Genomic DNA, 14492 nt, shown 5'->3' with positions numbered 1-14492 from the left:
GCCTCTCTCTAATTCTTCGCAACGGCGGGTTGGGCCGTCGTCGGTGCATTCGGTTCCCGCCAGCCAACCGCTAATCCGTTGGCGTATCGCAGATCGATGCGGGCGATGTTGGTGATCTGCTCTTTGAGTGTCTTGTCGTAAATGGCAATGAACCGGCGCATCTTCTCCACCAGATGATCGCGCCCCAACAGCAGCTCGATGCCTGGACCGGCGCTACCGGCACCGGTGGTCAGGAACCAGCTGCCTCGCTCGCGCAGCTCCAGGCGAGCGATGGAGAAGCCCATGGGGCGCAGCATCTGGCTCAATACCTGATACTGCTGCATGACTTGTTGCTGAGCGCGCTGCGGCCCGAACAGCTGCGGCAGGTGCTCGTAGTTGGCCAGCTCGCGCGGGGTGAAGGCCTGGCCCTGGTTGTTGAGCAGGGCCTCGTCGCCCCAGCGCGCGACCGGCAGTTGTTCCTCGAGGCGAATCACTACCTCGTCCGGCCATACCCGGCGCACTTCGGCGTGGGCGATCCACGGCATCTGCTCCAGTTCGGTGCGCATCGCCGGCAGGTCGACGCTGAAGAAGCTGGCGGCGACGTACGGCGCGATACGCTGCTGCACCGCCTGCTGGCTGATGTAGCTCAGGTCGCCCTGCACGGCGATCTTGGTGATCGGCCGGTCGGCGTAGGGCATCAACCGGATCGCGCCTTCGTAGGCGCCGAAACCTGCGGCAACCAGCAGCACCGGCCACAGCAGGCGCTTGAGACCTCCGAAGTTGGGCCGCGGCAGGCGCGCCGATACGGGCTCGTCGGCCGCCAGTCGGCTGGCACCACGCGGCACCGGCTTGCTACGGCCGGTCACGGGTTGCTGCTGACGTATCATCGCGCCTTGCATGGTGGTTAACCTCGCGTCGCCAGGCTGTCGGCCAGGATCGCCAGCACCAGTTGCTGGAAGTCCAGACCGGCCGCGCGGGCCGCCATGGGCACCAGGCTATGATCGGTCATGCCGGGTGCGGTGTTGACTTCGAGCAGCCAGAACCGGCCCTGCTCGTCCTGCATCACGTCCAGACGGCCCCAGCCCTCGATGCCGATGGCATCGCAGGCGCGCGCGGTCAGGTCGATCAGTTCCTGTTCCTTGGCGGCATCCAGGCCGCACGGAATGCGGTACTGGGTGTCGTTGGCAATGTATTTGGCGTCGTAGTCGTAGAACACGTGCGGGGTGCCGAGGGCGATCGGCGGCAGCACCTGGCCACGCAGCACGGCGATGGTGAACTCGGGACCGTGGATCCACTGCTCGACCAGTACCTGGGAGTCGTAATGGGCGGCGTCCTTCCAGGCAGCGACCAGTTCCTCGACGCTGTTCACCTTGGCCATGCCGATGCTGGAGCCTTCATGGGCAGGTTTGACGATCAGCGGGAAGCCCAGTTCCTTGCCGGCCACGACACAGTCGTTTTCGCTGGCCAGCACGGCGTGGCGCGGGGTCGGGATGCCCAGGCTCTGCCACACCTGCTTGGTGCGCAGCTTGTCCATGGCCAGCGCCGAGGCCAGGATGCCGCTGCCGGTGTAGGGGATGCCCAGGCACTCGAGCAGGCCCTGCATGCTGCCGTCTTCACCGCCACGGCCGTGGAGGATGATGAAGGCGCGATCGATCTTCTCGCTCTGCAGACGCGCGAGCAGGTCGTCGCCGACATCGATGGCCACCACGTCCACACCGGCCGAGGTCAGCGCCTCGATCACCGCCGCGCCGGATTTCAGCGAAACCTCGCGCTCGGCGCTCTTGCCGCCATAAAGCACGGCGACGCGGCCGAAGGCCTTGACGTCGAGCGTGGAGTGCAGTTTGTCGTAGGCGGTACTCACAGCGGTTTCTCCTGCTTGGCGACAGCGCCAGCGAACAACGGGCTTTTCATCAGTTGCGGGGCCAGGCCACCCACGTCACCGGCACCCTGGCAGATCAGGATGTCACCGGCGCGCAGCAGCGGCTTGACCAGCGGCGCGAGCTCGGCGCCACGTTCGATGTAGATCGGGTCCAGCTTGCCGCGCTGGCGGATGCTGTGGCACAGCTGGCGGCTGTCGGCGCCCGGGATCGGCTCTTCGCCGGCCGGGTAGACCTCCATCAGCAGCAGCACGTTGGCATCGCCCAGCACCTGCACGAAGTCGTCGTAAAGGTCGCGGGTGCGGCTGTAGCGGTGCGGCTGGTAGACGATCACCAGGCGCCGGCTCGGCCAGCCGCCGCGCACGGCCTTGATCACCGCAGCCACTTCGGTGGGGTGGTGGCCGTAGTCGTCGACCAGCATCACGCTGCCGCCATCGACCGGCAGCTCGCCGTACACCTGGAAACGCCGTCCGACGCCCTGGAAGCCGGACAGCCCCTGGACGATGGCCTCGTCGCTGATGCCCTCGTCGGAGGCGATGGCGATGGTGGCCAGGGCGTTGAGCACGTTGTGGTTGCCGGGCATGTTCACCGACACCTCCAGCGGCTCGCAGTCACGGCGCAGCACGGTGAAATGGGTCTGCATGCCCTGCTGGCGCACGTTGATGGCGCGGATGTCCGCTTCTTCGCTGAAACCGTAGGTGACGGTCGGTCGCTTGACCAGCGGCAGGATCTCGCGCACGACCGGGTCGTCCAGGCACATTACGGCCAGGCCGTAGAACGGCAGGTTGTGCAGGAACTCGACGAAGGTCTTCTTCAGCTTGTTGAAGTCGCCTTCGTAGGTCGCCATGTGGTCGGCGTCGATATTGGTGACCACAGCGACCATCGGTTGCAGGTGCAGGAAGCTGGCATCGCTCTCGTCGGCTTCGGCGATCAGGTAGCGGCTGGTGCCGAGCTGGGCATTGGTGCCCGCAGCGGTCAGGCGGCCACCGATGACGAAGGTCGGATCCAGGCCGCCGGCGGCGAACACCGAGGCCAGCAGGCTGGTGGTGGTGGTCTTGCCGTGGGTGCCGGCAACCGCGATGCCGTGGCGATAGCGCATCAGCTCGGCGAGCATTTCGGCACGTGGCACCACCGGGATGCGCCGCTCCAGAGCAGTGGCGACTTCCGGGTTGGCCGGATTGATCGCGCTGGACACCACCAGCACATCGGCAGTGGCAGCGTTCTCGGCGCGGTGGCCGACGAAGATCTCGGCACCGAACGACTCCAGGCGCTGGGTGACCGGCGAGGCCTTGAGGTCGGACCCGGAGACTTCGTAGCCCAGGTTCAGCAGGACTTCGGCGATACCGCACATGCCCACGCCGCCGATACCGACGAAGTGGATGCGACGGATGCGGCCCATCTTGGGATGCGGCATGGCTTTCTGGCTCTCAACCATGGGCCACCTCCAGGCAGATATCGACCACGGTGCTGGTTGCAGCAGGCTTGGCCAGGCGACGTGCAGTGCCGGCCATGGTGTTGAGTTTCTCGGGTTGCATCAGCACCTCGTTCAGGCGTTCAGCGAGTTGCGCTGCGCCAGTTGTCGCTTGTGGCATCAGGAAGGCAGCACCTTCGCGAGCCAGATATTGGGCGTTGTGGGTCTGGTGGTCGTCGATCGCATGGGGCAAGGGCACCAGCACCGAGGGCAGGCCCGCCGCGGCGAGTTCGCTGACGGTCAGGGCGCCGGCCCGGCACACCACCATGTCGGCCCAGCCATAGGCGTGGGCCATGTCCTTGATGAAAGGCTCGACCTGAGCCTCGATCCCGGCTTCGCGATAGCGCTCGGCGGTGATCGACGCGTGCTGCTTGCCGGCCTGGTGGAACACCTCCGGGCGCAGCTCGACGGACACTTCGGACAGGGCCTTAGGCAGCAATTTGTTCAATGGTTCCGCACCGAGGCTGCCACCGAGCACCAGAAGGCGCGCACGGCGCTCGCTCAGGGCGCTGCGCGGCGCTTCCAGGAACAGTTCAGGGCGCACCGGATTGCCGGTGGTACGCCGTTTTGCGCTGGCACCGAAGGTGTCGGGGAAAGCTTCGCAGACTCGCGCCGCCAGGGGCACCAGCAACCGATTGGCGGTACCGGCACGGGCATTCTGCTCGTGGATCACCAGCGGCACACCGCACAGTCGCGCGGCGACACCGCCCGGGCCTGTGACATAGCCACCGAAGCCCAGCACGCACACCGGCTTGAGCTCACGGATGATGCGCCGGGCCTGCAGCACGGCCTTGACCAGGGTGAAGGGCGCCTTGAGCAACGACAGCTTGCCCTTGCCACGCAGCCCGCTGACCTGGATCAGGTGCAGCGCCAGCCCGGCCTGGGGCACCAGTTCGTTCTCGATACCCCGTGGCGTGCCCAGCCAGTGCACGCTGTAGCCGCGCGCCTGGAACTCGCGGGCACAGGCCAGCGCCGGGAACACGTGGCCGCCGGTGCCGCCGGCCATGATCAGAACGTTCTTGCCGTCAGCGGCCATGACTGGTCTCCTCGGCAAAATCGCTTTCCTTGAATTCGTGCTCCTCGCTGCCCAGGTGCGTGCGGCTCTCCCATTCGATGCGCAGCAACAACCCCACGCAGGCGCAGCAGATCACCAGCGAGCTGCCCCCGTAGCTGAGGAACGGCAAGGTCAGGCCCTTGGTCGGCAGCAGGCCGACGTTCACGCCGATGTTGATCAGGAACTGGCCGATCCACAGGAAGGCCAGGCCAAAGGCCATGTAGGCGGCGAAGAACTGCTTGGCCTTCTCGGCCCACAGGCCGATGTACAAGGCGCGGATGGTGACGAACACGAACAGCCCGACGGTGCACAGCGAACCGACCACGCCAAGCTCTTCGGCCAGCACCGAGAACACGAAGTCGGTGTGCGCCTCGGGCAGGTAGAACTGCTTCTGCACGCTGTTGCCCAGGCCCACGCCCAACCACTCGCCGCGACCGAAGGCGATCAACGCCTGGGTCAGCTGGTAGCCCGAGCCGAACTGGTCGGACCAAGGGTCGGTGAAGGTAATCAGGCGCGCCATCCGGTAGGGCTGGGCCTGCACCAGGATGAACACCGCGACCACCGCAAGCACCACCATCAGCGAGAAGCGGAACAGGCCCACCCCGCCAAGGAACAGCATGGCTGCGGCAGCGCCCATCATCACCACGGTGGCGCCGAAGTCCGGCTCCATCAGCAGCAGGCCGGCCATCGGCAGCAGGACGATGAACGGCTTGAAGAAGCCCATCCAGCTCTCGCGCACTTCGGTCTGGCGGCGCACCAGGTAGCCGGCCAGGTAGATGACCACGAAGACCTTGGCGATCTCCGAAGGCTGCACGTTGAAGAAGCTGAAACCGATCCAGCGCATCGACCCGTTCACTTCGCGGCCGATGCCTGGCACCAGCACCAGCACCAGCAGGCCGAAGGCACCGATCAGCATCATGAAGCCCATGCGCTGCCAGGTGGCGATCGGCACCATCATGGTCACGCCGCAAGCGACAAGCCCGATCGCCACGTACACCAGGTGGCGGATCATGTGGTAGAGCGGATTGCCCGACTGCACCGCGGCGACTTCCGAAGACGCCGAGGTGATCATCACCAGACCCAGGCCCAGCAAGGCCAGACAGCCCGCGAGGAAGGCAAAGTCGATGTCGATGCCGCGACCGCTGATCAGCGGCGACGGATACGGCTTGATGACGCCGAAGATCATGCCAGCCCCTCCGCTGCCTGGGCGAACAGGCGCCCGCGTTCTTCGAAATTCCTGAACATGTCCAGGCTGGCGCAGGCCGGCGACAGCAGCACGGCGTCTCCCGGCTGGGCGAGCTCGGCGCAGCGCTGCACGGCTTCGTCCAGGCTGTTCACGCGTACCAGCGGCACGCCATCCTTGAGCGTCTCGGCCAGGCGCCCGGCATCGCGACCAAGCAGCACCACGGCGCGGCAATGCCTGCCGACCGGTTCGCGCAGGGCGGCAAAGTCTGCCCCTTTGCCGTCACCGCCGGCGATCAGCAGCAGCTTGCCGTCGATATCGGCACCCAGGCCCTCGATGGCCGCCAGCGCCGCACCGACGTTGGTGGCCTTGGAGTCGTCGTACCAGTTCACGCCATTGCGCTCGCGGATCCACTGGCAGCGATGGACAAGGCCCTTGAACTCGCGCAGGGCCTCGAGCATCGGCTCGAACGGCAGGCCGGCGGCGTGGCCCAGGGCCAGGGCGGCCAGGGCATTGCTCTGGTTGTGCGCACCGCGAATCTTCAGCTCGCGCACCGGCATCAGCGTCTGGAATTCGAAGGCCAGATATTTCTCGCCCTGTACTTCACGCAGGCCAAAGGCCTTGAAGTCGGGGGTGTTGAGACCGAAGGTCCAGCACGGGATGCCCTCGACCGGCAGCGGCCGGCTCAGGGCGTCCTGGCGGTTGACCACGACCTGGCGCGCACCGCGGAAGATCCGGTGCTTGGCCAGGTGATAGGCCGGCAGGCCGCTGTAGCGGTCCATGTGGTCTTCGCTGATGTTCAGCACGGTGGCCACTTCAGCGTTGAGCTGGTCGGTGGTTTCCAGCTGGAAGCTCGACAGCTCCATGACGTACAGCTCGACCGCTTCATCGAGCAGGTCGAGCGCCGGGGTACCGAGATTGCCGCCCACGGCCACGCGCTTGCCGGCCTTGGCGGCCATCTCGCCGACCAGGGTGGTCACGGTGCTCTTGGCGTTGGAGCCGCTGATCGCGACGATCGGCGCCTTGGCATGGCGGGCGAACAGTTCGATGTCACCGGAAAGCTTCACGCCACGCGCAGCGGCCTGCTGCAACGCCGGGGTGGCCAGGGCCAGGCCGGGGCTGACATAGAGCTCGCTGGCGCGGCACAGGAAGTCCACGTCCAGTTCGCCACAACGCACTTCCACCTGCGGGTAATCACGGCGCAGGGTGTCCAGTTCCGGCGGTTGCTCGCGGGTGTCGGCGACCGCAAAGGCGATGCCCCGGCTCGCCAGGAAGCGAACCAGGGACATGCCGCTCTTGCCGAGGCCGACAACGATGCGGAATTGGTCGGAAGCGATCAGTGACACGCTCGTTTACCTCAGTTTCAGGGTGGCAAGGCCGATCAGCACCAGAATCACGGTGATGATCCAGAATCGGACGATCACCCGCGGCTCGGGCCAACCCTTGAGTTCAAAGTGGTGGTGAATCGGCGCCATGCGGAACACGCGCTTGCCGGTCAACTTGAACGACGCCACCTGGATCACCACCGACAGCGTCTCGACGACGAAGATGCCGCCCATGATGAACAACACGATTTCCTGACGGACGATCACGGCGATGGTGCCCAGCGCCGCGCCCAGTGCCAGGGCACCGACGTCGCCCATGAACACTTGCGCCGGGTAGGTGTTGAACCAGAGGAAACCAAGGCCGGCGCCGATCAGCGCGCCGCAGAACACGATCAGCTCGCCCGAGCCCGGCACGTAGGGGATGAGCAGGTATTCGGCGAACTTCACGTTACCCGACAGGTAGCAGAAGATGCCCAGCGCACCGCCCACCATTACCGTTGGCATGATCGCCAGGCCATCGAGGCCGTCGGTCAGGTTGACCGCATTGCTCGAGCCGACGATGACGAAATAGGTCAGGACCACGAAGCCCACGCCCAGCGGAATGGTGAAGTCCTTGAGGAACGGCACGATCAGCGTGGTTTCGACGCTGGTCGGTGCAGTCATGTAGAGGAAGATCGCGGCACCGAGGCCGAAGACCGACTGCCAGAAGTACTTCCAGCGGCTCGGCAGGCCGCGGGAGTTCTTCTCGATCACCTTGCGGTAGTCGTCGACCCAGCCGATGGCGCCGAACAGCAGGGTGACGATCAGCACCACCCAGACATAGCGGTTGCTCAGGTCCGCCCACAGCAGGGTGCTGATGGCAATGGCCGACAGGATCAGCGCACCACCCATGGTCGGGGTGCCGGACTTGGACAGGTGCGATTGCGGGCCGTCGTTACGCACGGCCTGACCGATCTGCCGGATCTGCAGGGTGCGAATCATCCAGGGCCCCAGCCACAGCGCCAGGGACAACGCGGTCAAGACCCCCAGGATCCCGCGCAGGGACAGGTACTGGAAGACCGCGAAGCCCTTGTAGAACTGTTGCAGATACTCGGCCAACAGCAGCAGCATTAATGTTTCTCCCCGCTGGCACCGCACAATGCAGCCACGACGTTTTCCATCGCAGCGCTGCGCGAGCCCTTGATCAAGATAGTGGTGTCACCGGCCGATTCGGCTTGAACAGCGTCGATCAGCTCGGCTTGAGTAGCGAAATGGCGGCCTTCGTTGCCGAACGCCTGGACTGCATGGGTCATGTTGGTGCCGGTCGCGTACAGTGCATCGACCTTGCCACGGGCGTACTCGCCCACCTGGCGGTGACCTTCTTCGGCCCACTGCCCCAGTTCGCCGATATCTCCGAGCACCAGGACGGTGCGTCCGGAAAAGCCGGCGAGTATATCAATGGCGGCGCACATCGAGGTGGGATTCGCGTTGTAGGTGTCGTCGATCACCCGCACGCCACTTGGGGCGATCTGCGCCACCGAGCGACCCTTGACCGGCTGCACCGCACCCAGGCCGGCAACGATGCCCGGCAGGCTCACACCCACGGCATGGGCGACGGCGGCGGCGGCCAGGGCATTGCTGACGTTATGGGCGCCGAGCAGGTTCAACTGCACCGGTGCACTGCCGCTGGGGCCATGCAGGGTGAACGACGGGCAACCGCGCGCATCGCGACCGATGTCGCTGGCATGGAAGTCGGCCTGGTCGTTGCTCAGGGCAAAGCTCAGCACCGCGTGCTCGCCTGCGCGCTTGCGCCAGATCCCGAAGGCCTTGTCGTCCAGGTTGAGCACGGCGATACCGCCCTCGCCCAGCCCCTCGAGAATCTCGCCCTTGGCCTCGACGATCTTCTCCGGGCCACCGAACTCACCCACATGGGCGGTACCGGCGTTGTTGAGAATGACCACCTGCGGCCGGGTGAGCCCCACGGTGTAGCGGATTTCACCCAGGCGCGAGGCGCCCAGCTCGATCACCGCAGCACTGTGCTCCGGGGCGATTTCCAGCAAGGTCAGCGGTGCCCCGAGGTCGTTGTTCAGGTTGCCACGGGTGGCGTGTACCGGCCCGCGGGTGCGCAGGATGCAGGCAAGCATCTCCTTGACGGTGGTCTTGCCGCTCGAACCGGTGATGGCCACCACCGGGTTGTGGAAGGCGGCGCGATTGAGCGCACCCAGTTGGCCGAGCGCCACGCGGCAATCGGCAACCAGCAGTTGCGGCAGGTCGACGTCGGCGATTTCGCGCTCGACCAGGGCAGCCACGGCGCCCTTGGCCTTGACGTCGGCCAGGTAGTCATGACCGTCGAAACGCGGACCGGTCAGGGCGACGAACAGTTGCCCTGCCGTCACGCTGCGGCTGTCGATGCTGACACCGCTGAACGTGGCGTCGGCACCGACCTGACGGCCGTCCAGGGCTGTAGTCAGCCCGCTGAGTGTCATCGGTTCAAGCATGTGGAGCCTCCCAGGCTGACAGCGCCTTCTCGGCTTCGACCAGATCGGAGAAATCAAGGCGCTCGCCGTTGATCTCCTGGTAATCCTCGTGCCCCTTGCCGGCCAGCACGATGACATCGTCGGCAGCGGCAGTGGCGATCAGGTGTGCGATGGCTTCACCACGACCGGCAACGAACTCGACCTCTCCAGCGCGGGTGAAACCAGGGCGGATATCATCGAAGATCCGCAGCGGATCCTCGGTACGCGGGTTGTCGTCGGTGACCACCACGCGATCGGCCAGGCGTTCGGCCACGTCCGCCATCAGCGGGCGCTTGCCGCGGTCACGGTCGCCGCCGCAACCGAACAGGCACAGCAATTTGCCGTGGGCATGCGGGCGCAGGGCCTCGAGCACTTTTTCCAGCGCATCCGGGGTGTGGGCATAATCGACCACCACCAGCGGCCTGGCTCCACCGCCCAGGCGCTGCATGCGACCGACCGGACCTTGCAGTTGCGGGGTGACTTTCAGTATCTCGTCGAGCGGGTACTCCAGCGCCAGCAGCGCGGCCACGGCAGCGAGCATGTTGCTCAGGTTGAAGCGCCCGAGCAGTTGGCTGCGCAGGGTGCGTTCGCCTTGCGCGGTGACCAGGATGGCGCGCACGCCATCGTCGTCGAAGTGGGCTTCGCGGCAGAACAGCGAGGCGTCCGGGTTTTCCAGGCTATAGCTGAGCAACCGGGTCTCGATATGATCGGCACTCGGGCGGCGGGCAAAATCTTGCGCCAGGCGACGACCGAAGGCATCGTCCAGGTTGACCACCTGGCAACGCAGACTCGGCCAGGCGAACAGCTTGGCCTTGGCGGCCTCGTAGGCCTCCATGCTGCCGTGATAGTCCAGGTGATCGCGCGACAGGTTGGTCATCACCGCGATATCGAAGGCCAGCGCCGCCACGCGCCCCTGCTCCAGGGCGTGGGAAGACACTTCCATGGCCACGGCCTTGGCACCGCCCTTCCTGAGGTCGTTGAGCGTGGCTTGCACGGCGATCGGGTCCGGCGTGGTCAGACGGCCGCTCTGCAGTTCGCCATGGAAACCGGTGCCCAGGGTGCCGATCAGGCCGCAGCGCTGTCCCAGCTGGTCGAGGGCCTGGGCAAGCAGTTGCGTCACGCTGGTCTTGCCGTTGGTGCCGGTCACGCCGACCAGGTTGAGCTGGCGGCTCGGCTCGCCATAGAAGCGCCCGGCGATGGCCGACAGTTGCGCGATCAGGCCCTTGACCGGGATCAACGGCACGTCGGTGAGCGGCAGCACCGTGGCGCCCTGTTCTTCATAGGCGATGGCAGCCGCACCACGGGCGAGCGCATCGGCGATGTGCGCGCGGCCATCGACCTTGGCACCGGGCACTGCCAGGAACAGATCGCCCGGACGCACCTGACGGCTGTCCAGGGTCAGTTCGCGGATCAGCGGATCGCGGCTGGCGTGGGCGAAAAGCTTGCTCAATGGCATCGTCATCAACCACGCCCTCCCTTGGCGGGTACTGCACTGGCCTGCTGCGCGGGCGGCAGGTTATCCGGCGGCACGTTCATCAGCCGCAGGGTGCCGGACATGACCTTGCTGAACACCGGCGCAGAGACCAGGCCACCGAAGTAGCCACCCTTGCCCGGTTCGTCGATGACCACGACGATGGCGTAGCGCGGGTCGCTCATCGGGCCGAAACCTGCGAACAGCGAGCGGTAGGCGTTCTCGGTGTAGCCCTTGGAGCCGACCGTGGCCTTGCGCGCGGTACCGGACTTGCCGGCGACGTGATAGAACGGCACCTGCGCACGGAACACGCCGCGCGGCGCCTCGATCACCTGCTGCAGCATGCCTTGCACGGTCTTGGCGGTTTCCTGCGGAATGGCCTGCACGGCGTCGGGCGCCTTGTCGACCTTGAGGATCGACAGCGGCACCATCTTGCCGTCGTTGGCCAGCGCGGCGTAGGCATGCACCAGTTGCAGCGCCGTGACCGAAACGCCGTAGCCATACGACAGCGTGGCCGTCTCGGCCTTGCGCCACTCGCGGTGGTTGGGCAGGTTGCCGACGCGCTCGCCCGGGAAGCCCAGGCCGGTGTACTGACCCAGGCCGACCTGCGACATCACCCGGTAGATGGCCTCACCACCGATGTCGAAGGCGATCTTGCTCATGCCGACGTTACTGGAGTTGATCAGGATGCCGGTCAGGTCGAGGATCGGGCCTTCGCTGCGGGATACGTCCTTGATGGTGTAGCGGCCGATCTGCAGGCTGCCCGGATACACCTCGACCTTGTCGGTCGGCTTCCAGCGCCCGCTCTGCAGCGCCGCGCTCATGGAGATCGGCTTGACCGTGGAGCCTGGCTCGAACACGTCGATGATCGCCCGGTTACGCATGGCGGCCGGGAACATGCTGCGACGGTTGTTGGGGTTGTAGGTCGGCTGGTTGACCATCGCCAGGACCTCGCCGGTCTTGACGTCCATGATCACCAGGCTGCCGGCCTTGGCGTCCTGTTCGGCGATGGCGTTGCGCAGCTCGCGGGTCGCCAGGTACTGCAGGCGCAGGTCTATCGACAACGCCAAGGTCTTCCCGGCCTTGGCGTTCTTGGTGACTTGAATATCCTTGATCAGGCGGCCGCGCCGGTCCTTGATCACCTGCCGCTTGCCGGGCACGCCGGCGAGCCATTCGTCGTAGGCCAGCTCGACACCTTCGCGACCATGATCGTCCAGGTCGGTGAAACCGACCATGTGCGCAGTGACATCGCCGGCCGGATAGAAGCGGCGGAACTCTTCAAGGCCATAGACGCCCGGCACCTTCAGGTCGAGCACCTGCTGGCCCTGCTCCGGCGTGAGGCCGCGGACCAGGTAGATGAATTCCTTGTTGGCCTGCTGGGTGAGACGCTCGGTCAACTGCTGCGGATTCTGCCCCAATACGGCAGCCAGTTGCGGCCAGCGGTCCCTGGATGCCTGCATTTCCTTGGGGTTGGCCCAAAGCGTGGTGACAGGCGTACTGACCGCCAACGGCTCGCCGTTGCGGTCGGTGATCAGGCCGCGGTGCGCAGGAATCGGAATGTGGCGCAGGCTGCGGGCATCGCCCTGGCCCTTGAGGAAGTCACGGTCGACCACCTGCAGGTCGATGATCCGCCAGCTGATGGCACCGACCATCAGCGCGAGCAGGCCGACCACGACCCGGAAGCGCCAGGGATAGAGTGCCCCCTCGAGCTTCATCATGGCGTGACCATCCGTACTTCGTCAGCATTGGGCACGCGCATCTTCAACTGGCCGGCGGCCAGGTTCTCGATGCGGCTGTGGGCGGTCCAGGTGCTCTGCTCGAGGATCAGGCGGCCCCACTCGGCCTGCGCCTTGTCACGCTCGCTGAGTTCGTTGTACAGGGTGTTGAGCAACTGGCGGTTCCAGTGCGCGCTGTAGGAGACGGCGATGGCCGACACCAGCACGCCGACGAACAGCAGCAGCATCAGGAAGCTGCCGCCTGGCAGGGGCTTGGCGAACAGGCGACTCACCGCAGCTTCTCCGCCACGCGCATGACGGCGCTGCGCGCCCGCGGGTTGGCCTTGAGTTCCGCCTCGGAGGCGAACTGCGCCTTGCCGATCAGCTTGATCTTCGGCTCGAAGGCCTTGTGCTGCACCGGCAGGTTGCGCGGCAGGTTGTCGGCTTCGCCCTTGACCAGCTTGCGCATGAACAGCTTGACGATGCGGTCTTCGAGGGAGTGGAAGCTGATCACGGCCAGGCGCCCGCCAACTTCCAGCGCGTCGAGCGCCGCGTCCAGGCCGGCTTCGAGATCGCCCAGTTCGTTGTTGACGTGGATACGCAGGCCCTGGAACGCGCGGGTCGCTGGATTCTTGCCCTTTTCCCAGGCAGGGTTGGCGACCTTGAGCACTTCGGCCAGGTCGGCGGTACGGGTGAACGGCTGTTTCTCGCGGCGCTCGACCACCGCGCGCGCCATGCGACCGGCAAAGCGCTCCTCGCCATATTCCTTGAACACGCGGGCGATTTCCTCGACCGGCGCGGTGGCGACGAACTCGGCGGCGCTGATGCCCTGGCCCGGGTTCATGCGCATGTCCAGCGGGCCGTCGTTGAGGAAGCTGAAGCCACGTTCGGGGTCGTCCAGCTGCGGGGAGGACACACCGAGGTCGAGCAGGATGCCGCTGACCTTGCCGTCCAGCCCGCGCGCGCGTACTTCATCGCCCATCTCGGCGAAGCTGCGCTGCACAATGACAAAGCGGCCGTCTTCGGCCGCCAGCGCTTGCCCCGTGGCAATCGCCTGTGGATCCTTGTCGAAGCCCAGCAGCCGCCCCTGCGGCCCGAGCTTGCCGAGGATCAGGCGACTGTGACCTCCGCGCCCGAAGGTGCCGTCCAGATAGCAACCGTCGGCGCGCAGGGCCAGTGCCTCGACGGCCTCGTCGAGCAGGACGGTGATGTGGTTGAAGCCGCTATCTATGGTCACAGGATCAGGTCACGCAGTTCATCGGGCATGGCGCCCGGTTGTTGAATAGCTGCAAGATCGGCTGCCGAAACCGCGTTCCAGGCATCTTCATCCCACAGCTGGAATTTGTTCAGCTGCCCCACCAGCATCGCCTTCTTGTCGAGCCTGGCGTATTCACGCAGACGGGGCGGCACCAGGAAACGACCGCTGCCATCGAGCTCCAGGTCAACCGCATTGCCGATCAGCAGGCGCTGCAGGCGACGGTTTTCCTCACGCAACGATGGCAAGGCACGCAACTTGGCTTCTATCTGTTCCCACTCGTCGAGGGGATAAACACACAAGCAGGGGTCCACAGCGTCGATGGTCACGATGAGCTGACCATTGCAACGCGAATCGAGCTCGTCACGGTACCGGCTCGGCATGGCGAGACGGCCCTTGGCATCGAGGCTGACGGCGTTGGCTCCGCGGAACACGGCTGCGATTCCCCACAATGTTAACGTTTTTGTGCCAGAAAACCCACTTCATCCCACTTTCTGCCACTTGCGCACACTATAGGAATCCGTTCGCCACACCGTCAAGGCACGTTCATAAGGAAAACCCTTACAGGACCGAGATTTAGCGCAACAAAGGAAGGAGGAAGGATTACCGGGAGACAAAATTGGCGGGAAAAATCAAGCGCACTCAAACGGATAGGGCGCAGAGTTAA

13 protein-coding genes are annotated in these 14492 nt (G+C 65.5%); all 13 read right to left on the bottom strand.

The genetic code is table 11. The features are described 5' to 3' along the window. Positions 1–8: 8 nt before the first annotated feature. From AC1TXO_RS05510 to mraZ, 13 genes are read right to left on the bottom strand one after another with little or no spacing between them, the layout of a single operon-like run. Positions 9–878, bottom strand: coding sequence for a cell division protein FtsQ/DivIB (locus AC1TXO_RS05510; RefSeq protein WP_486405381.1), 870 nt, complete (start codon positions 876–878; stop codon positions 9–11). Positions 879–883: 5 nt separating this feature from the next. Beyond that, complete coding sequence (locus AC1TXO_RS05505) at positions 884–1840, bottom strand: D-alanine--D-alanine ligase (RefSeq protein ID WP_486405380.1); 957 nt, start codon at positions 1838–1840, stop codon at positions 884–886. Next, positions 1837–3291 (bottom strand): UDP-N-acetylmuramate--L-alanine ligase, encoded by a 1455-nt coding sequence (gene murC, locus AC1TXO_RS05500; RefSeq protein ID WP_486405379.1) that lies wholly within the window; start codon positions 3289–3291, stop codon positions 1837–1839. Before murC ends, AC1TXO_RS05505 begins: the two co-directional genes overlap by 4 nt. Next, positions 3284–4363: an undecaprenyldiphospho-muramoylpentapeptide beta-N-acetylglucosaminyltransferase gene (gene murG / locus AC1TXO_RS05495; RefSeq protein ID WP_486405378.1), complete on the bottom strand. Its 1080-nt coding sequence runs from the start codon at positions 4361–4363 to the stop codon at positions 3284–3286. The genes murC and murG overlap by 8 nt, the downstream gene beginning before the upstream one ends. Then, on the bottom strand, positions 4353–5567 hold the full coding sequence (ftsW, locus tag AC1TXO_RS05490; RefSeq protein WP_486405377.1) for a putative lipid II flippase FtsW: 1215 nt from the start codon (positions 5565–5567) through the stop codon (positions 4353–4355). The genes murG and ftsW overlap by 11 nt, the downstream gene beginning before the upstream one ends. Then, positions 5564–6910: a UDP-N-acetylmuramoyl-L-alanine--D-glutamate ligase gene (murD, locus tag AC1TXO_RS05485; protein WP_486405376.1), complete on the bottom strand. Its 1347-nt coding sequence runs from the start codon at positions 6908–6910 to the stop codon at positions 5564–5566. Before murD ends, ftsW begins: the two co-directional genes overlap by 4 nt. Positions 6911–6916: 6 nt before the next feature. Then, positions 6917–7999: a phospho-N-acetylmuramoyl-pentapeptide-transferase gene (gene mraY / locus AC1TXO_RS05480; protein ID WP_486405375.1), complete on the bottom strand. Its 1083-nt coding sequence runs from the start codon at positions 7997–7999 to the stop codon at positions 6917–6919. Beyond that, entirely contained in the window at positions 7999–9366 is a 1368-nt protein-coding gene (locus AC1TXO_RS05475; RefSeq protein WP_486405374.1) for a UDP-N-acetylmuramoyl-tripeptide--D-alanyl-D-alanine ligase, read from the bottom strand. The genes mraY and AC1TXO_RS05475 overlap by 1 nt, the downstream gene beginning before the upstream one ends. Continuing rightward, entirely contained in the window at positions 9359–10846 is a 1488-nt protein-coding gene (locus tag AC1TXO_RS05470; RefSeq protein ID WP_486405373.1) for a UDP-N-acetylmuramoyl-L-alanyl-D-glutamate--2,6-diaminopimelate ligase, read from the bottom strand. The genes AC1TXO_RS05475 and AC1TXO_RS05470 overlap by 8 nt, the downstream gene beginning before the upstream one ends. Beyond that, on the bottom strand, positions 10846–12570 hold the full coding sequence (locus AC1TXO_RS05465) for a peptidoglycan D,D-transpeptidase FtsI family protein (RefSeq protein WP_486406796.1): 1725 nt from the start codon (positions 12568–12570) through the stop codon (positions 10846–10848). Before AC1TXO_RS05465 ends, AC1TXO_RS05470 begins: the two co-directional genes overlap by 1 nt. Then, a complete protein-coding gene (ftsL, locus tag AC1TXO_RS05460) occupies positions 12570–12863 on the bottom strand; it encodes a cell division protein FtsL (protein WP_054894001.1) in 294 nt (97 codons plus the stop codon). The genes AC1TXO_RS05465 and ftsL overlap by 1 nt, the downstream gene beginning before the upstream one ends. Continuing rightward, complete coding sequence (rsmH, locus tag AC1TXO_RS05455) at positions 12860–13807, bottom strand: 16S rRNA (cytosine(1402)-N(4))-methyltransferase RsmH (protein ID WP_486405372.1); 948 nt, start codon at positions 13805–13807, stop codon at positions 12860–12862. The genes ftsL and rsmH overlap by 4 nt, the downstream gene beginning before the upstream one ends. Beyond that, positions 13804–14259 (bottom strand): division/cell wall cluster transcriptional repressor MraZ, encoded by a 456-nt coding sequence (mraZ, locus tag AC1TXO_RS05450; RefSeq protein ID WP_029612140.1) that lies wholly within the window; start codon positions 14257–14259, stop codon positions 13804–13806. Before mraZ ends, rsmH begins: the two co-directional genes overlap by 4 nt. Positions 14260–14492: the final 233 nt, after the last annotated feature.

This window comes from Pseudomonas sp. FA117, assembly GCF_057370475.1.
This window is presented reverse-complemented; position numbering and strand designations above follow the sequence as displayed.